15 protein-coding genes are annotated in these 17,957 nt (G+C 69.6%); 12 read left to right on the plus strand and 3 right to left on the minus strand.

Annotated elements, in window-relative coordinates:
- Positions 1-47: 47 nt before the first annotated feature.
- Both ENE75_RS05585 and glf read right to left on the minus strand, forming a co-directional pair.
- Positions 48-3,041 carry an HAD family hydrolase gene (locus tag ENE75_RS05585; RefSeq protein ID WP_128196401.1) on the minus strand — a complete coding sequence of 998 codons (2,994 nt, stop codon included), beginning with the start codon at positions 3,039-3,041 and terminating at the stop codon, positions 48-50.
- A 43-nt stretch (positions 3,042-3,084) separates the two neighbouring features.
- A complete protein-coding gene (glf, locus tag ENE75_RS05590) occupies positions 3,085-4,221 on the minus strand; it encodes a UDP-galactopyranose mutase (protein WP_128196403.1) in 1,137 nt (378 codons plus the stop codon).
- Between the two features lie 270 nt (positions 4,222-4,491).
- Here glf and flhD point away from each other — a divergent pair, with 270 nt between their 5' ends.
- The 12 genes from flhD (at position 4,492) to ENE75_RS05650 (ending at position 16,023) form a co-directional block, all read left to right on the plus strand.
- Positions 4,492-4,815, plus strand: a complete 324-nt coding sequence (gene flhD / locus ENE75_RS05595; protein WP_128196405.1) for a flagellar transcriptional regulator FlhD — start codon at positions 4,492-4,494, stop codon at positions 4,813-4,815.
- A gap of 53 nt (positions 4,816-4,868) precedes the next feature.
- A complete protein-coding gene (gene flhC, locus ENE75_RS05600) occupies positions 4,869-5,420 on the plus strand; it encodes a flagellar transcriptional regulator FlhC (RefSeq protein WP_128196408.1) in 552 nt (183 codons plus the stop codon).
- 207 nt (positions 5,421-5,627) lie between these two features.
- Positions 5,628-6,470, plus strand: coding sequence for a class I SAM-dependent methyltransferase (locus tag ENE75_RS05605; protein ID WP_233258927.1), 843 nt, complete (start codon positions 5,628-5,630; stop codon positions 6,468-6,470).
- Positions 6,471-6,484: 14 nt separating this feature from the next.
- Complete coding sequence (motA, locus tag ENE75_RS05610) at positions 6,485-7,345, plus strand: flagellar motor stator protein MotA (protein WP_128196411.1); 861 nt, start codon at positions 6,485-6,487, stop codon at positions 7,343-7,345.
- 147 nt (positions 7,346-7,492) lie between these two features.
- The gene (gene motB, locus ENE75_RS05615) at positions 7,493-8,461 is read left to right on the plus strand and encodes a flagellar motor protein MotB (RefSeq protein WP_128196413.1); all 969 of its coding nucleotides are present in this window, start codon (positions 7,493-7,495) and stop codon (positions 8,459-8,461) included.
- A 34-nt stretch (positions 8,462-8,495) separates the two neighbouring features.
- Positions 8,496-8,894 (plus strand): chemotaxis response regulator CheY, encoded by a 399-nt coding sequence (cheY, locus tag ENE75_RS05620; protein ID WP_128196415.1) that lies wholly within the window; start codon positions 8,496-8,498, stop codon positions 8,892-8,894.
- 16 nt (positions 8,895-8,910) lie between these two features.
- Positions 8,911-9,543 carry a protein phosphatase CheZ gene (locus tag ENE75_RS05625; protein ID WP_128196418.1) on the plus strand — a complete coding sequence of 211 codons (633 nt, stop codon included), beginning with the start codon at positions 8,911-8,913 and terminating at the stop codon, positions 9,541-9,543.
- A gap of 161 nt (positions 9,544-9,704) precedes the next feature.
- Positions 9,705-10,853, plus strand: coding sequence for an EscU/YscU/HrcU family type III secretion system export apparatus switch protein (locus ENE75_RS05630; RefSeq protein WP_128196420.1), 1,149 nt, complete (start codon positions 9,705-9,707; stop codon positions 10,851-10,853).
- Positions 10,854-10,868: 15 nt separating this feature from the next.
- Positions 10,869-12,950 carry a flagellar biosynthesis protein FlhA gene (flhA, locus tag ENE75_RS05635; RefSeq protein ID WP_128196872.1) on the plus strand — a complete coding sequence of 694 codons (2,082 nt, stop codon included), beginning with the start codon at positions 10,869-10,871 and terminating at the stop codon, positions 12,948-12,950.
- On the plus strand, positions 12,947-14,461 hold the full coding sequence (flhF, locus tag ENE75_RS05640) for a flagellar biosynthesis GTPase FlhF (RefSeq protein WP_128196423.1): 1,515 nt from the start codon (positions 12,947-12,949) through the stop codon (positions 14,459-14,461). Before flhA ends, flhF begins: the two co-directional genes overlap by 4 nt.
- Positions 14,462-14,472: 11 nt before the next feature.
- A complete protein-coding gene (locus ENE75_RS05645; protein ID WP_128196425.1) occupies positions 14,473-15,261 on the plus strand; it encodes a flagellar biosynthesis protein in 789 nt (262 codons plus the stop codon).
- A gap of 48 nt (positions 15,262-15,309) precedes the next feature.
- Positions 15,310-16,023: an RNA polymerase sigma factor FliA gene (locus tag ENE75_RS05650; RefSeq protein ID WP_128196427.1), complete on the plus strand. Its 714-nt coding sequence runs from the start codon at positions 15,310-15,312 to the stop codon at positions 16,021-16,023.
- A gap of 43 nt (positions 16,024-16,066) precedes the next feature.
- Here the strand turns inward: ENE75_RS05650 and ENE75_RS05655 are convergent, their stop codons facing one another.
- On the minus strand, positions 16,067-17,845 hold the full coding sequence (locus tag ENE75_RS05655; protein WP_128196429.1) for a sensor histidine kinase: 1,779 nt from the start codon (positions 17,843-17,845) through the stop codon (positions 16,067-16,069).
- Between the last annotated feature and the right edge of the window lie 112 nt (positions 17,846-17,957).

Below are 17,957 nucleotides of genomic sequence, written 5' to 3' on the forward strand. Positions count from 1 at the left end.
GTCGGCACACCCCGAGGCGCTCGGTTGCGCGCGATGTGATCCAGGCGCTAGGAACCAGCCGCTGCGGCGGCCTGCACGGCCTCCGTGCGCGACGTGACCGGGCGGAAGGTCAGGCGGATCGCCATGCGGCCCTCGTGCGTGAACGACTCGCTGGGGAACATCAGCATCGCGTTCTCGTGTTCGAAGTTCAGCAGCCCGGCACCATGGCTCACGACGCCGTCGGCCACGAGAAGGTGCATTGCGTCCGCCTCGTGGCGTTCCATCGCCCGGCCTTCGCTGACGGGCACCATCGTCGCGCTGTGCAACTGCAGCCAGGCGTGGTCGCGGCCGAAAGGCAGCGCCACGTCGGTGGGTGTGGTCGGCAGCGGAACCAGCACGGAGAAGTAGCCGTCGTGGGTGGCCAGGGCGTCGAGCTGCAGTTCCGCCGGCGTGCCGCCGTCTCGCGCCACCAGCAGCGGCACGGGCAGGCGCCTCATCGTCCAGTCCTGGCGCGTTGCCTCTACGCCGAAGCGCGCCTGCGCCAGCATGGTCAGCGACATCTCCATGCCGGCGGCACGTAGCTCTGCCGGTACCGCCATGCGCGCGCCGTTCTGCGCCAGGCCGACATAGAACATGCCGTGCCGGCGCAGCCCGTCCAGGCCGGCTTCGATGTCGAACAGTGGCCGGGCGATGCCGCTGCCGAGGTTGATCTCCAACTTGAACTGGCTGAGGTGGACGAGTTCCTGCTCGCTGGGCAGGAACAGCAGCCGGCCCAGGCCACCCAGGGCCTCGTCGCGCAGGTGGTGCGTGTGCGGTGTGCGCCCGCCAGCGTGGAAGTGCGCCTCGGCCTCACGCACGAAGCGCAGGCATTCGGCCTGGATGGCGGCCACCAGACGGTGCTGCACGTCCTCGACCTGACGCGCGTCGAACTGGGGCTGCCCGTCCTCGTCGTAGCCCACGGCGCTGGCTCCGTCGTCGGCAGACAGGGTCTCCAGCAGGCCCACGTAGGGCTGCAGGGTGGACAAGGCGCGGTCGTCCAGCCAGCTGCGGTCCAGCAGACCGCGGTGGCGATCGTCGGTCGACCCCACCGCCAGCAGGTAGCGGCCGAAGACCTCGTTGCCCCACTGACCGGCCATCACCGGGCCTAGCACACGCTGGATGGTGCCCGCGTACCCCAGGTCGACCAGCATCACGGTGTCTCCGGGCATCAGGTCTGCCTGGCGTTGCAGGTAGTGGCGCAGGCGCGCCCGGTAAGCAGCGGACGCGGTGGCGATCTCGGCCATGACCTCGGGCTGCCGGACCGCGCTGAGGAAGGCCTGGCGCGGCTGTGCGGCCTTCTCGGCGTCTTCCAGCAGGCGTGCCGTGCGTTCGGGCGACAGCAGCAGCTGGCGCGCGATCATCTCCGGCGTCAGGTTGTTCGCGAAGTGCGCCAGGTAGTGGTCGACATGCTCCTGGCGTCGGAACGAGGCGGCGTAGGCGCTGAAGCGGCTGATGTGGGCCGAATGGCTGGGGAAGCGTCCACCGAGTTCCCGGTAGGCCAGCAATGGCAGGTGGGCATCGCGCATCAGGAAGAGCAGCTTGACCCGGGGGTGGGTGGCCGCGAGGCGCTCGGCCTCTTCTTCGATCCAGCGTACGAAGGCGTGCATCATCGGCCCGAGTGCGCCGTGGCCGATGGTGGTAGCGGGCAGGGCGTTGTCCTGGCCGAAGGTGGCGTGCACGGCGCGGTAGGGTGCGCACAGCATCCGCGAGTCGCGTGCCGACGGGTCCAGCAGGCATGCGGCCGCGGCGCTCATCGCCCGGCGCTGAGCACTGTCGGTACCGTCGTGCAACAGCTGGGTGGCGGAGATGCCCAGGGCACGCGGGGCCTGCACGTCGGCATCCTTGTTGTCCCCCACGTGCAGCATGGCCGACGCATTGGCCGGCATGGGCAGCTTGGCGATCTTGAACAACCCCTGGGACTTGCACACCCCATGGTCGCACGAGCACACGACGGCACCGATGGCCTCGTAGGCATCGCTGGGCAGGGCGTGTGCCAGCAGCCGGCGCAGCCGGGACTCGTCGAGGTAGGTGTCGCTGACGATGGTGACCGGCAGGCCGCGGGCGCGCGCATCGCGCAGCAGCTGCACGGCCCCCGGGTGGGCGTGGCAGGCGGCCATCTCGGCGGCGAGTTCGTCCTCGGCGAGCCAGCGGACCAGGGTGTCGTCGATGCCCGGGCGGGCAGCCTGGTAGATCTGCTCCAGCGACACCTCGGTCCGGCCGGTGCGCACCCGCTGCAGCTGACGCGCATACAGCTCGGCCTTCTGGCGCAGGGCGGCGTCGATGGCGGCAGTCCGGAACGCCGGACGCTGCTGCATGTCGTGAAACACGTCGGTCGGGTGCGGTGTGTGACGCCACAGGATGGTGTCGAAGCAGTCCAGCGTGAGTGCGCGGATGCCGCGTGTCTCCCTCAGCAGCGTGCCCAGGCCGGCAGCCCGCACGACCCGCGGCGTGAAGACCTCTTCGTCGTCGCCCGATGGCGCGCGGTCGGCGGCAACGTCGATGCTCTTGTGCGCGGGTGCGATGGGGGGCGCCGGGGCGGTGGCCACCGGCAGGTTCGCCACGGGGCTGGAAGTGGCAGGTGCCTGTGCAGGTGGGGCGGCCGACACCGCGGCGGTCGGTGCCATGGCTTCCAGTTGTGCCAGCTTGGCCCGGCACTGTTCGGCCAGGTCCGGCTGTGCGGCCGCGAAGCGTGCCGCGCGTTCGCCGTGCACCAGTTCGCGGTAGCACGCGCGCGCCGCATCTAGGCGGCCACTGGCTTCCAGCGCGAGCGCCATCGCGTAGGCGCTGTCGTCGTGGTCGGGGCGGGCGGCCAGTGCCTCACCGGCGGCCTCGATGCAGGCGTCCATGCGGCCGGCCTGCAGGTGCAGCACCGCCAGGTCGCCCAGCAGGTCAGGGTGGCCGGGCTGCAGCTTGAGCGCTTCGCGCAGCATCAGATAGGCCTGCCGCTGGTCGGTGGCACTGATCTCGAAGGCAGCCTGGCGCACTTCGCTGACGGCACGGTCGACGGCACTGGTGGGGGTCATGGGGGGTCTCGCGGATGGAAGGGGTGGAATGGCGGGCGGGGCGTCAGGCCAGTGCCGCGGCGGCGTCCTGGGATCGTGGGCAGTGGTTCGGCGACAGCCGCTCGGCGAGCGCCATCGCGGCCGCCACCACCTGATCCATGTTGTAGTAGCGGTACTGCGCCAGGCGGCCGATGAAGAACACCTCGGTCTCGACGTCTGCCAGCGCCTGGTAGCGCTTGAACAGGGCCTCGTTGGCGGAGTTCGGGATCGGGTAGTAGGGCTCGCCTTCGGTGGTGGGGTACTCGCGCACGATCGAGGTGCCGTGGTGCGACTCCCCGGTGAGGTGCTTGAACTCGGTGATGCGCGTGTAGGCGTGGTCGTTCGGGTAGTTGACCGTGCCCACCGGCTGATACTGCTCGCACCTTGCCAGGTGCTCGTGCTCGAAGCGCAGGCTGCGGTAGGGCAATCGGCCGTAGCGGTGGCCGTAGTAAGCGTCGATCGGGCCGCTGAACACTGTCCTTCGGCGGTCGATCTGCGTGCCGACCTCCTCGTAGGCGGTGGCGGTTTGCACGGTGATGCCCGGGTGGTCCAGCAGGCGCTCGAACAGCCGCGTGTAGCCCTCGGCCGGCATGGCCTGGAAGCGGTCGGTGAAGTAGCGGTCGTCGTCGTTGGTCCGGGTGGGAATGCGCGCAGCCACGCCACCGGCCAGCTCAGACAGGTCCAGCCCCCACTGCTTGCGCGTGTAACCGCGGAAGAACTTCTCGCAGAGATCGCGGCCCACCGAGTTCAGCACCACGTCCTCGCTGGTGCGGATCGTCGAACGCGGCTCGCGCACACGCTCCAGGAAGTCGGCCGTGCCCGCCGCGTCGAGGTTCAGGCCGTAGAGGCGGTTGATCGTCGTGCGGTTGATCGGCATCGGATACGCCCGGCCTGTACGCGCGTCGGGCACGGCCAGAACCCGGTGTTCGTAGGGCCGCCAGGCCGTGAACCGGGACAGGAAGGCGAACACCTTCTCGCTGTTGGTGTGGAAGATGTGCGGCCCGTAGGAGTGGACCAGCAGACCGGCGGCGTCGCGACGGTCATGCGCATTGCCGGCGATGTGGGGGCGCTTGTCGATCACGAGCACACGCTCGCCCGCTTCGGCCAGCAGACGGGCGGTGGTGGCACCTGCGAATCCGGCGCCGACGATCAGGGTGTCCATGCAGCCGGTCTCCTGCGCAGCTTTGGGGTGGGTCGCAGTGTCGGCCGCACCGCAGCTGCCTGAAGGCTGGATAACCGACGGCAAGCGCCCCTTTCTCCCGCGGAGTTGCCAGCGAACCGCCCGGGTGTGTCCGGCCCTTTGTCAGACAAATTCCTACAAGACCGATGGCGCAAGGCGGACTCAAGCCGTGGAAATGGCCTGATCGCGCCGGCCAGTTCCGGTCTCTACAGTTCGTTTCACGCTGCAACGCAACCCCACCGGAGAGCCACCATGACCGCCGACCAGATCCTTGCCGAAATCCGTGAAGCCAACCTGTCGTACCTGATGCTGGCCCAGAGCCTGATCCGCACCGACCGCGAGCAGGCCCTGTACCGCCTGGGTGTCAACGAGGACACCGCCGCCATGATCGACATGCTGACCCCCGCGCAGATGATGAAGATCGCCTCGGGCAACACCCTGCTGTGCCGCTTCCGCATGGACGACGACCTGGTGTGGAACCTGCTGACCAACCATGGCAAGTCTGCAGCCAACGACGGCATCGGCCGCCTGCACGCCAGCATCCTGATGGCCGGCCGCCATCAAGAAGCCGCCTGACACCGACGCCGGCCGACGACTGACGACACACCCAGAACACAGGAGAGAGCACCATGGCCCGCATCAAGAGCATCCTCACCGAAGCCAAGCAGATCGACCGCGCCGTCACGCTGATCCAGCTCGGCGCCCGCCTGCAGGTGCTGGAGAGCGAGACCGACCTGAGCTACGAGCGCCTACTGCGCCTGTACAAGGAGGTCGCGGGCAAGAGCCCGAGCAAGGGCCAGCTGCCGTTCTCCACCGACTGGTTCATGACCTGGCAGCCGAACATCCATTCGAGCCTGTTCCTGAACATCCACGAGTACCTGAACAAGGCTTCGGAGCTCGACGAGATCGACGCCGTGATCAAGGCCTACCAGCTCTACCAGGAGCAGATCCAAGCCCAGGGCCTGGAGCCGATGCTCAGCGTGACCCGTGCCTGGCGCCTGGTGAAGTTCGTCGACAACGGCATGCTGACGATGACGCCCTGCAGCAAGTGCGGCGGCCATTTCGTCACCCACCCCCACGAGATCGCGCGTCACTTCGTGTGCGGCCTGTGCAACCCGCCGGCGCGGGCCGGCAAGGGCAAGCAGGCCGGTTCGTTGCAGATTCCCGCTCACGCGCACTGAATCCAGGACCGTCGGGCTCAAGTCCTGTCGTCGGCGTGCCGACATCCTGGACAGACCGACCGTCTCGACACTTTGTCTCCTCCTGGCACATCCGTTGTGCCTTTGCGGCGGGTCCTTCGGGACCCGCCCTTTTTTTGCCCGGGTTGGGGGGCAATTCCCGTGCTGTTCCGGCCGCCGGCCTGGCCTGTGCGCCGGAATACTGCGTCGATGCCCGTCTCTCATGCTCCAGCCGCAGCGCCAACGGCCCTGCCGTCCTGGTGGCGGCGCTGGCCCCTGCCGGCGCTGCTGGCCTGGGCTGTGTGCTGGGTGGTCTACCTGGCCTTGCAGCCCATGGTCGGCGCGCCGGCGGCCCTGGTGGCGTGGCTGCTGGCCCTGGGGCTGGCTGTGCGCCAGCGTAGCTGGCCTCGGCGGCTGTGGGTGGCCGCCGGATTTCCTCTGTCGGCCGGGCTGCTGGCGTCACAAGGCGGCGCGGCCTGGCCGGCCTGGGTGTGGCTGCTGCCGCCGGCCCTGCTGCTGGCGGTCTACCCGGTGCGCGCGTGGCGCGACGCGCCGGTTTTCCCGACACCGGCTGGCGCCCTCCAGGGCCTGGCCCGGCAGCTGCTGCTGCCCGCCGGCGCCCGGCTGCTCGATGCCGGCTGCGGACTGGGTCACGGCCTGCGTGCCCTGCACGCGGCCTGGCCGCACGCGGCCGTGACCGGCGTCGAATGGAGCCTGCCCCTGGCCCTGCTGGCCCGCTGGCGCTGCCGCTTCGCCGACGTGCGCCAGGGCGACATGTGGCAGCCCGGGGCCTGGGCCGGGCTGGACCTCGTCTACCTCTTCCAGCGGCCGGAAAGCATGGCCCGCGCCTGGGACAAGGCCTGCGCCGAACTGCCAGGGGGCTGGCTGGTGAGCCTGGAGTTCGCCGTGCCGGGGCGGGCCCCCGACCTGCGCCATCCGCTGCCGGGCGGGCGCGAGGTGCTGGCCTGGCGCCTGCCGGGCCGGCAATCGACGCTCAACCCGCCGCCTGTGACGCCGATAAGACCCGGTAACGCCCTTCGGGGCAGCACCTGACCTGATTCCACACCATGTTCGTCATCATCGGCTGGGTCGTCGCGCTGGGATGCGTCTTCGGCGTGTTCATCGCGCACGGCGGCAACATGGGGCCGATCCTCAAGGCCCTGCCCTGGGAGATGGGCATGATCGGCGGCGCCACGCTGGGCGCCTTCCTGGTCAACAACCAGATGAAGGTGGTCAAGGCCACGATCAGCGGTGCCATCAGCTGCTTCAAGGGCAGCAAGTACACCAAGGCGCGCTACATGGAGCTGCTGGCGCTGCTCTACGACATCCTGCAGAAGGCCCGCAAGGAAGGCCTGATGTCCATCGAGAAGGACGTCGAGGACCCACACAGCTCGCCGCTGTTCCAGAAGTACCCCACGGTGGGCAACGACCACCACGTGACGGAGTTCGTCACCGACTACCTGCGCATGATGGTCTCGGGCAACCTCAACGCCCACGAGATCGAGAGCCTGATGGACAACGAGATCGAGACCCACCACCACGAGGCGCATGCCCCGGTGGGTGCGATGCAGCGGGTGGCCGGCGCGCTGCCGGCCTTCGGCATCGTCGCCGCGGTGCTGGGCGTGATCAAGACGATGGGCTCGGTCGGCCAGCCACCCGCGGTGCTGGGCGCGATGATCGGCTCGGCCCTGGTGGGCACGTTCCTGGGCATTTTCCTGGCCTACGGCTTCGCCGAACCGCTGGCCGGCCTGCTGGAGCAGAAGAACGAGGAGAGCAGCAAGGAGCTGCAGTGCATCAAGACCACGCTGCTGGCCAGCATGCAGGGGTATGCGCCGCAGGTGGCCATCGAGTTCGGCCGCAAGGTGCTGTACTCCACCGACCGCCCCAGCTTCGGCGAGCTGGAGAGCCATGTGAAGGGCAAGAAGTGACGGTCACGCAGCAACGGCCCCTGCCGTTCGGCCCGCCAGGCCGGCCGGCGCAGCGGTCGCTCACGAAGGCGTCGCCGGTGCTGCCGCGGCCGACTCGCCGACCCGCCTCGCCGGCGCTGCCGCGCCCGCTGAATCCGGAGGCCGACGATGGCCGGTGACGCCAAGAAGCTGCAGCCGATCATCGTCAAGAAGATCAAGAAGGGCGGCCACGCGGCGCATGGCGGCGCCTGGAAGATCGCGTACGCCGACTTCGTGACGGCGATGATGGCCTTCTTCCTGCTGATGTGGCTGCTTGGCTCCACCACCGAGGGCGACAAGAAGGGCATCGCCGACTACTTCCAGTCGCCGCTGAAGGTGGCGATGTTCGGGGGCTCGGGTTCCGGCGACTCATCGTCGATCATCAAGGGCGGTGGCGCTGACCTGTCCCGCGAGACCGGCCAGATCAAGCAAGGCGAGACCCCTTCGCCCAAGCGCACGATCAACCTCAAGGCGCTGAAGGAAGAACAGCGCCGGGCCGAGATCACCCGCCTGGAGCGGCTGATGCAGCAGGTCGAGGACAAGATCGCCCAGAGCCCGGTGCTGGCGGCCATGAGTTCGCAGATCCGGCTGGACATGACGCACGACGGCCTGCGCATCCAGATCGTCGACGAGCAGAACCGGCCGATGTTCGCCAGCGGCAGCGCGGTGGTGGAGTCGCACATGCGCGAACTGCTGCGCGCCATCGGCAGCGTGCTGGCCGAGGTGCCCAACCGGATCACGCTCGAGGGCCACACCGACGCCACCGTGTTTGCCGGGGCTCAGACCGGCTACAGCAACTGGGAGCTGTCGGCCGACCGTGCCAATGCGTCGCGCCGGGAGCTCACCGCCGGTGGCCTGCCGCCGCAGCACATGCTGCGCGTGCAGGGCCTGGCCGACAGCCGGCCCTTCGACGAACAGGATCCGCGCGCCCCCGCGAATCGGCGCATCAGCATCATCGTGATGAACCGCGACGCCGAGGACCGCTTCTTCGGCCGCGACCCTGACGCCGAGGTCGAACCCGCGCCGATGCCGTCGATCCGGCCCGACCTGGCGCCTCACGCGCAGCGCCCCTCAAGTCCTGGCGAAGCCCGCCGATAAGTCCCCCAGCATTCCGTCCCGAGGACATTCCGCCATGAGCAACCACACCGACCTCAAGTTCCTGATCGTCGACGACTTCTCCACCATGCGCCGCATCGTGCGCGGCCTGCTCAAGGAGATGGGCTGCAACAACGCCGACGAGGCGGAGGATGGCGCGCACGCGCTGAGCATGCTCAAGGCACAGAAGTTCGACTTCGTGGTGTCGGACATCAACATGCCCAACATGAACGGCTTCGACCTGCTCAAGGCCATCAAGGCCGACGACACCCTGAAGCACCTGCCAGTGCTGATGGTGACGGCCGAGGCGCGCAAGGAAGACATCGTTCTGGCGGCACAGAGCGGTGCGGCCGGCTACATCGTCAAGCCGTTCACGAAGGCGACGCTGGAAGAGAAGGTCACCAAGATCCTGCAAAAGCTGGCGGCCACGGCCTGAACCCGGGAGCATCGCCATGAAGATGGAATCCGCCGAGACGCTGTCGCAGCGCGCCGTCAAGGAAGCGAGCGCCACCGAGGTGTTCGTGCAGGTCGGCACGATCACGCGCCTGCTGCACGACACCCTGTCCCAGCTGGGTGTCATGCCGCAGCTGCAGCGTGCCGCCGACGGCCTGCCCGACGCGCGCAGCCGCCTGAACTACATCGCCGACAAGACCGCCAATGCGGCCGAGAAGGTGCTCAACACCGTCGACAGCGCCAAGGCCGAACAGGCTTCGATCGCGCAGAAGACACGTGAGCTGGCCGCCGCGCTGACCGCCAACCCGGTCAAGGCGGTGGCCAGCGGCGCCGTGCTGAACTTCGTGCAGGACGTCGAATCCGCCACCGCGCGCACCGACCAGCACCTGACCGACATCATGCTGGCCCAGGACTTCCACGACCTCACCGGCCAGGTGGTGGCCAAGGTGGTGACGCTGGCCAACGACCTGGAAGGCAGCCTGCTGAAGCTGCTGATGCAGGTGATCCCGCCCGACCAGGTGCACAAGGTCGAGCAGGTGCTGCAGGGCCCGGTGGTGGACGCCGAGGGGCGGGCCGACGTGGTCTCCAACCAGGGCGAGGTCGACGACCTGCTGGCGTCCCTGGGCTTCTGACGCACCAGCGTCCCTGACACCTCCCGGCCGGGCCTTGCCCCGGCCGTTGCCGTTGTGCGGAACACGCACCGGTTTGCCCGGCTTATCGGGCTCAAGTTCCGGCCCCGGGCCGGCACCATGGCGGAACCTGCGGAATCCATCGTCCGCGGGGCCCACCCGTCATGGCAGATTCCGCACAGGACAAGCGACTACCCGCCACAGGTCGAAAGATCTCGAAGGCGAAGAAGGAAGGCCAGGTTGCCCGATCGCGCGACCTGGGGCACTTCGTCGCCTTCGCCGCCGGCGGCGCGCTGATCGTCGGCCTGGCGCGCCCGCTGACGGACTGGCTGGTCGCTCTGGTGGGTCAGGGCCTCCGCTTCGACCACGCTGCGGCCACCGATCCGGCGGCGATGTCCGCGCTGATGGCCGATCTGGCCTGGCAGATGCTCCTCTTCGTCGTACCGCTTGGCGTGCTGCTGGCGGCAGTGGCCGTGGCCGCGGGGGCGTTGTCCGGAGGCTGGAACTTCACGCTCAAGCCGCTGCGGCCCAAGCTCGAGAAGCTCGATCCGATCGCCGGGCTGGGTCGGCTGTTTTCCAAGCAGCAGTTCGTGCCCACGCTCAAGGCCTGCGGACTTGCGCTGCTGCTGTTCGCACTGGGTGGGTGGTACCTGAGCGACCGCAGCCAGGACTTCGTGCTGCTGCTTGGCCAGCCACTGCCTTCGGCGCTGGCCGGTGCCGGCCAGATGTTGCTGGACGGACTGTTGCTGGCCGTGGCTGTACTCGCGGTCTTTTCCCTCGTGGACGTCCCGTTGCAGCGCTGGCTGCTGGCCGAGAACCTCAAGATGAGCCACGAGGAGGTCAAGCAGGAGCACAAGGAGACCGAGGGCAACACCGAGGTCAAGGGCAAGATGAAGGCGCTGATGCGCCAGCGCGCCCGCAAGCGCATGCTCGCCGCCGTTCTGCAGGCCGACATCGTCGTCATGAACCCGACCCACTACGCGGTGGCGCTGAAGTACGACGAGGCCGGCTCCGGTGCGCCACGCGTGGTGGCCAAGGGCACCGATCGCCTCGCCTTCAAGATCCGTGAGGTCGCGATGGAGGCCCGGGTGCCGGTGCTGCAGGCGCCCCCGCTGGCGCGGGCGCTGTACGCGCATTGCGAACTCGACCAGGAGATCCCGGGCCCGCTGTTCGCCGCCGTGGCGCAGGTGCTGGCCTGGGTGTATCAGCTGCGCGCTGCCGTCGCGGCCGGTCTGCCGCTGCCCGATGCGCCGGGTGCGATCAGCGTCCCGCCTGAACTCGACCCGTTGAACAAGAAGCGTGCCGGAGCCTAAGCCGTGAACGACTGGATGCAACGTCTCAACGCCACCCTCGGCCCCCACGCGGGCAAGCTGGCCGCCGGCATGGCGCCGCTGTTCGTGGTGCTGATGCTGGCGATGATGGTGCTGCCGCTGCCGCCCTTCATGCTGGACCTGCTGTTCACCTTCAACATCGCGCTGGCGCTGATGGTGATGATGGTGGCCGCCAGCATGGTCAAGCCGCTGGACTTCGCGGCGCTGCCGGCGGTGCTGCTGGTGACGACGCTGCTGCGGCTGAGCCTGAACGTGGCGTCCACCCGCGTGGTGCTGCTGGAGGGTCACAACGGCACCGGCGCAGCGGGCAAGGTGATCGAGTCGTTCGGGCACTTCCTGATCGGCGGCAACTTCGCCGTCGGCCTGATCGTCTTCGCGATCCTGGTGGTGATCAACTTCATCGTCGTCACCAAGGGCTCGGAGCGTATTGCCGAGGTCGGCGCGCGGTTCACCCTGGACGCGATGCCCGGAAAGCAGATGGCCATCGACGCCGACCTCAACGCCGGCCTGATAGACGAGCAGGAAGCCAAGCGGCGGCGTGCCGAGGTGGGCGAGGAGGCCGACTTCTTCGGCAGCATGGACGGTGCCAGCAAGTACGTGCGCGGCGACGCCATGGCCGGCCTGCTGATCCTGCTGATCAACATCGTCGGCGGCCTGATCATCGGCATGGCCATGCATGGCCTGTCGGCCAGCCAGGCGGCGGAGAACTACATCCTGCTGGCGGTGGGTGACGCGCTGGTGGCGCAGATCCCGGCGCTGCTGATCTCGGTGGCCGCGGCCATGGTGGTGTCGCGCGTGGGCAAGGACGAGGACGTCGGCACCCAGATCCGCAGCCAGCTGTTCGCCTCGCCGAAGGCCATCGGCATCACGGCAGGCATCGTCGGTGGCCTGGGGATGATCCCGGGCATGCCCAACCTGGTGTTCCTGCTCATTGCGTCGGGTCTGGGGGCCATGGCCTGGACGCTGATGCACAAGCAGAAGCTGGCCGCTGCGCAGCCGGAGAAGAAGCCGGGCGAGGCGGACGCCCCGATGGCCAGCAACGAGGCCAGCTGGGACGACCTGGCCCCGGTGGACACCCTGGGCCTGGAGGTGGGCTACCGGCTGATCACGCTGGTGGACAAGGCCCGCCAGGGCGACCTGCTGGGCCGCATCAAGGGCGTGCGCAAGAAGTTTGCGCAGGACGTGGGCTTCCTGCCGCCCAGCGTACACATCCGGGACAACCTCGAGCTCAAGCCCAGCGTGTACCGCGTCACGCTGCGCGGCGCAGTCGTGGGCGAGGGCGAGGCCTTCCCAGGTCAGCTGCTGGCCATCAACCCCGGCGGCGCCACCCAGCAGCTGCCGGGTCAGAAGACCATGGACCCTGCCTTCGGCCTGCCCGCGGTGTGGATCGACGAGCGCCACCGGGAGACGGCGCAGATGGCTGGATTTACGGTGGTTGATTGCGCGACCGTCGTGGCGACCCATCTCTCACACTTGATGCAGGTGAATGCCGCCAAGCTCCTGGGACGTGTCGAGACGCAACAGCTCGTCGAGCACGTGACCAAGCTGGCCCCCAAGCTGATCGAGGACGTGGTACCCAAGATGGTCGGAATCGCAACGCTCCAGAAGGTGCTCCAGCTGCTGCTGGAGGAGGGCGTGCACATCCGCGACATGCGGTCCATCGTCGAATGCCTGGCCGAGCATGCTGCCACCGTGACCGACCCGTCGGAACTGGCGCGCCGCATCCGTGTGCACCTGGCGCCGGCCATCGTGCAGCAGATCTACGGCCCGGTGAAGGAGCTCGAGGTGATCGCGCTCGACCCCGAACTGGAACGCCTGGTGACCCAGGCGCTGACCTCGCCGCACGGTGCGGCGCTGGACCCCGGCGTGGCCGACGCGCTCAGCCGCGGCGCCACCGAGACCGCGCAGAAGCAGGAAGACCTGGGGCACCCGGCCTGCCTGCTGGTGCCCGACATGATCCGCGCGCCGATGGCGCGCCTGCTCAAGCGAGCCGCTCCGCGCCTGAAGGTGCTGGGCCACAGCGAGATCCCTGACACCCATTCGATCCGCATCGGGTCGATCATCGGAAGCGCAGCATGAACGTCAAGCGATTCACCGGCCGTACCTCCCGCGACGCGCTGATGCTGGTGCGCCAGGCCTTCGGCGACGACGCCGTGGTCGTCTCCACCCGGCCCTGCCCTGAAGGCGTGGAAGTGCTGGCGATGGCGCCCGAGAGCGTGCAGCAGCTCGAGCGCGTGGCCGCGCAGCCGGCGGCACAGCCTGCCGCCCCGGCGCGACGGGCGCCCGCCCGTCAGGCGGCAGCGGCCAGCCCGCGCGCCACCCCGTCAGTGCCCGAGCAGGACATCGAGCAGGACGTGGAGCAGCTGGCGATGAGCACGCTGTCGTTCCAGGACTACGTGCGCGAGCGCATGCTCAAGCGCCGCGAGCAGGAGCTGCAGGCGCAGGCACCGCAGCCGGCCGCGCGGCGTGAGCCGACGCCGGTGCCGGCGCGCGAGGCGTTGTCGGCGATGTCGGCGCGCGAGTCGCTGAACGGCCGCGACAAGCCGGCCCCGCGCGACATGCCGATGCTGCGCGACGCCCCGATGGCCCACGAGGACCCGCAGGCGCTGCCCATCCTCGCGTCGTCGCTGGCCGCCGAGCCGGCGCGCCGCGAGAACCAGCAGCCGCTGCTGGACGAACTGCGCTCGATGCGCGGCCTGATCGAGCAGCGTTTCGGCGCCCTGGCCTTCATGGAGAAGCTGCAGAAGCAGCCGCGCCAGGCCGAGCTGTCGCAGCGCCTGCTGGACATCGGCTTCTCGCCGCAGCTGGTGCGCAAGCTGGTCGACAGCCTGCCCGAGGGCGTGGACCCGCTGGCCTGGGCGGCCGGCGTGCTGGAACACAACCTGGCCACCGGTGAACAACAGCCGGCGCTGGAGGATCAGGGCGGTGTCTTCGCCCTCATCGGTTCCACCGGCGTGGGCAAGACCACCAGCACCGCCAAGCTGGCCGCCGCGTTCGCCACCAAACATGGTGCGGCCAACCTGGGTCTCGTCACGCTGGACGCCTACCGCGTGGCTGCGCACGAACAGCTGCGCACCTACGGGCGCATCCTCGGCGTGCCCGTGCACACGGCCCACGACCGCGCCTCGCTGGAGGACCTGCTGGACCTGCTGTCGGCCAAGAAGATGGTGCTCATCGACACCGCTGGCATGGCCCAGCGCGACACCCGCACCCGCGAGTTGCTCGAGATGCTGTCCCACCGCGCCGTCAACCGCCTGCTGGTGGTGAACGCCGCGCAGCAGGGCGAGACGATCGAGGACGTGCTGGTGAGCTACCGCGCCGCCAGCTGCAAGGGCATCGTGCTGTCGAAGATCGACGAGGCTGTCAAGCTCGGCCCCGCAGTGGACGCGATGATCCGCCACCGTCTGCCGGTGCTGGGGGTGGCCAACGGCCAGCGCGTGCCGGAGGACTGGCATCGCCTGTCGTCCCATGCCCTGGTGCAGCGCGCGCTGCGTGGTGGCGGCAGCCCGGCCTGGAAGCTGGATGCCGGTGATGTCAACCTCGTGTTCGCCGGCATGCCCGCGGTGGCGGCTGCCGCTGCCGCCGCCTGAGGACGGCACCGATGCGCGACTTCTACGCCACCTCCGCCAGCATGCCGCTGGACCAGGCCGACGGCCTGCGCCGCTTGTTCGCCGGCGCGCGCGGGCGCTGCCTGGTGCCGCTGGTGTCCAACCCGCACGTGCCGTTCTCCGGGGCGGCCATCGAGCGCCTGACCGCGGCCTTTGGCGCCGCCGGCCGCCACACGCTGGTGGTCGACGCGGCCGACAGCGCGCCGGCGCCGAACGAACTGGCCCGGGTCGACCTGGCCAGCGTGATCGAGCCGCTGGGGCCCGACGTGGCTTATCTGGCGGCCCGCGGGCTGCCGCTGGCCTACGTGGACACGCGCGGTTCGGCATCCGCACTGCTCGAAGCTCTGGCAGACGCCGCACCACAGGCCGACGTGGTGCTGCTGCATGCCAGCGCCAGCGACCTGGCGCGCATCTTCCAGCGCCGCAGCGTGCGCCCGGTGGTCATCGGTGCCGACCACCCGGAAAGCATCAAACACGCCTATGCGTCGGTGAAGCTGCTGGCGCAGCGCTGCACGCTGATGACCTTCGACCTGCTGCTGGCCGCGCCGCCGCGCAGCCCGCGCCTGATCCACATCGCCCAGAGCCTGGCCGGCACCGCCGACGGTTTCCTCGGCAGCGTGCTGCAGCGCTGGGCCGTGATCGACCCGGCCGGTGATCCGGCCGCGCGCCCGTCGCCCGAACTCGCGGCGCTGGTGCAAGGGCAGCTCGCCCTGGCCGGCGACGACCGGCCGACCCAGGCGGTGCCTGCCGCAGTGCGCCGTGAGCGTGCCGCGCTGCGTTGAACCGACCCATCGAACGACCCCGACCGAGAAGAGAAGGCTGACCCCGCCATGTACACCGCCAAGGGACAACTCGACGCCAACTCGATGCTCAAGCAGTACAGCCCGCTGGTGCGCCGCCTGGCCCACCAGATGATCGCCAAGCTGCCGGCCAACATCGAGCTCGACGACCTGATCCAGGTCGGGATGATCGGTCTGTCCGACGCGCTGAGCCGCTTCGACGCGGCGCAGGGCGTGCAGTTCGAGACCTTTGCCACCCAGCGCATCCGCGGTGCGATGCTCGACGAACTGCGCGGCAACGACTGGATGAGCCGCGGCGACCGTCGGCACCAGCGCAGCATCGAGGCGGCGGTGCACAAGCTCGAGCAACGCCACGGCCGTGCGCCCAGCGAAAGCGAGATCGCCGCCGAGATGGGGCTGTCGCTGACGCAGTACCAGGATCTGCTGTCCAAGGTGCGCGGCACGCAGCTCATCCATCTGGAAGACATGAGCGGCGACGACGGTGACAACGACTACCTCGACCGCCACGTCGCCGACGCCGACGCCAACCCGCTGATGCGCCTGCAGGACCAGCGTATGCGCGAGGCGCTGGTCGAGGCGATCAAGAACCTGCCCGAACGCGAGCAGTTCGTGATGAGCATGTACTACGAGCAGGACATGAACCTCAAGGAGATCGCGGCCGTGCTCGGGGTCACCGAGAGCCGGGTCTGCCAGCTGCACAGCCAGTCCATCGCCCGGCTGCGCACGCGTCTGCGCGACTGGTGAGTGCAGCGGGCCGCGCCCGGGAGGCGCGCGGCCAGGCCGCCGTTCAGGTCGTGGCTGCGCCGTCGCCGGCGGCCTGCGCGCCCGGCAGCGTGAAGGTGAACCGGGCGCCGCTGCCCGGGTTGCCCTCGGCGGTCACCAGGCCACCATGGCGCTCGACGATGCGCTGCACGATGGTCAGGCCGATCCCCGTGCCCTGGAACTCCTCGTCGCCATGCAGGCGGCCGAACGGCCGGAACAGGCGTTCGGTCAGTTCGGGGGCGAACCCTGCGCCGTTGTCGACCACCCAGACCCGCACGCTGCCGTCAGCCAGCGCCTCGGCGCCGAGTTCGACCCGCGGCGCCGAAGCCCGTCGCGTGAACTTGGCTGCGTTGCCCAGCAGGTTCTGCAGCACGATGCGCAGCGCCGCATGCGAGCCGCGGACCGCGATGCCGGGCATGAGCTGCCAGGCGACCGGCGCGTCGCGCGCGATCTCCGGCAGTTCGGCCACGACCTCGGCGGCGAGGGCGGAAAGATCCACGTCCTCGAACAGCAGCGGTTGCGCTGTGGATCGCGCGAGCGCCAGCAGGGCATCCACGGTCTCGCGCATGTGACGCGCCGCACGCAGCTGTAGCCCCAGCAGGTTCAACTCGTCGGCGGCCAGGCGGTCGCCGGCCTTGGTGACCAGCAGGTGCGCCAGGCCCTGCACGTGGCCGATGGGGGTGCGCAGCTCGTGCGCCAGTTCCCGCGAGAAGGCCTCGAGGTCGCGGTTGAGCGTCTCCAGCGTCCGCGTGCGCTCGTCCACCGCCTGCTTCAGCGACTCCGACTGGCGCAGCATCAGCCGTTCGGCCTCGCGCCGCAGCGTGATGTCGCGGCCGATGCCGTGGTAGCCGAGGAAGCGCCCCTTGCCGTCGAAGCGCGGCACGCCGCTGAGCGAGACGATGCGGCGCGTGCGTCCCTCGTCGTCGCCGTCGATGTCCATCTCGACGCCGCGGAACGGGCGCCGCGCCGCGATGTCGGCACGGTGTTCGTCCCAGGCCGTCGCTGGCAACGCATCGGGGTAGGCCTCCCAGGGGGTGCGGCCCTCCAGCGCGTCGGCCACGGCCCCGAAGCGCCGCGCGACCTCGGGACGCAGTGGCAGCATGCGGTGCTGCACATCGGTTTCCCAGTAGTAGTCCGACACCAGCCCGGCCATCAGCGTCCAGCGCTGCTCGCTGGCGCGCAGACGCTCGATGGCCTGCTTGCGCTCGGTGATGTCGCGGCCCACGCCCTCGTAGCCGATCACCCGGCCGCTGGCGTCGCGTCGCGGGCGGCCGCTGACGGCGACCCATACGCTGGAGTCGTCCCTGCCGTGCAGGCGGACCCTGAACTCCAGGTCACGGAACGCCCGCCCCTGGTCCAGCAGGGCATGAAAGGGCGCCCAGCCGTCTGTGGGCTCCTCGAACGCCTCGATCTGGTCGTGGCGGCGGCCGATCATGTCGGCGGCCCGCAGGCCCTGTGAGGTCACCAGGGCGCCGGCGCCCGACATCCAGGTCAGGCGATGCTGGCCGTCGGTCTCCCAGTACCAGTCGGCCGCCAGATCGGCCAGCGTCTGCCAGCGACGCTCCGATTCGCCGAGCGCGCCTTCCATGCCCGTGGCCAGTGTGTCGAAGGCCGATGGTGCTGCCAGCCTGTCGTTGCGCAGCGAGCGCACCGCGTCCTGCCAGTCGCCGCTGCCCAGCGCGCCGGAGACCTCGGTGGCGAGGTGGCGCAGCAGGTGGCGCTGTCGGCTCAGCGTCCAGGCCGCCCACGCCATCAGGCCTGCCGCGAGCAGCCCACCCCCCGCGAGCGCGGCGCGTGTCAGCAACGGCCAGGGTGCATCGGGATGCCAGGCTGCCCTGAGCCCCAGCGCCACTGCACACACCGCGAGCGCCGCCGATGCCAGCAACAGCCAGCGCTCGGGGCGACGGTGCGTCTGT

Origin of the sequence: Rubrivivax albus (assembly GCF_004016515.1) — a bacterium.
GTDB lineage: Bacteria > Pseudomonadota > Gammaproteobacteria > Burkholderiales > Burkholderiaceae_C > Rubrivivax > Rubrivivax albus.

Coding starts and splice junctions, on each gene's coding strand:
- ENE75_RS05585 (WP_128196401.1), bottom strand. CDS start 3,041: ATGACCCCCACCAGTGCCGTCGACCGTGCCGTCAGCGAAGTGCGCCAG.
- glf (WP_128196403.1), bottom strand. CDS start 4,221: ATGGACACCCTGATCGTCGGCGCCGGATTCGCAGGTGCCACCACCGCC.
- flhD (WP_128196405.1), top strand. CDS start 4,492: ATGACCGCCGACCAGATCCTTGCCGAAATCCGTGAAGCCAACCTGTCG.
- flhC (WP_128196408.1), top strand. CDS start 4,869: ATGGCCCGCATCAAGAGCATCCTCACCGAAGCCAAGCAGATCGACCGC.
- ENE75_RS05605 (WP_233258927.1), top strand. CDS start 5,628: ATGCCCGTCTCTCATGCTCCAGCCGCAGCGCCAACGGCCCTGCCGTCC.
- motA (WP_128196411.1), top strand. CDS start 6,485: ATGTTCGTCATCATCGGCTGGGTCGTCGCGCTGGGATGCGTCTTCGGC.
- motB (WP_128196413.1), top strand. CDS start 7,493: ATGGCCGGTGACGCCAAGAAGCTGCAGCCGATCATCGTCAAGAAGATC.
- cheY (WP_128196415.1), top strand. CDS start 8,496: ATGAGCAACCACACCGACCTCAAGTTCCTGATCGTCGACGACTTCTCC.
- ENE75_RS05625 (WP_128196418.1), top strand. CDS start 8,911: ATGAAGATGGAATCCGCCGAGACGCTGTCGCAGCGCGCCGTCAAGGAA.
- ENE75_RS05630 (WP_128196420.1), top strand. CDS start 9,705: ATGGCAGATTCCGCACAGGACAAGCGACTACCCGCCACAGGTCGAAAG.
- flhA (WP_128196872.1), top strand. CDS start 10,869: ATGCAACGTCTCAACGCCACCCTCGGCCCCCACGCGGGCAAGCTGGCC.
- flhF (WP_128196423.1), top strand. CDS start 12,947: ATGAACGTCAAGCGATTCACCGGCCGTACCTCCCGCGACGCGCTGATG.
- ENE75_RS05645 (WP_128196425.1), top strand. CDS start 14,473: ATGCGCGACTTCTACGCCACCTCCGCCAGCATGCCGCTGGACCAGGCC.
- ENE75_RS05650 (WP_128196427.1), top strand. CDS start 15,310: ATGTACACCGCCAAGGGACAACTCGACGCCAACTCGATGCTCAAGCAG.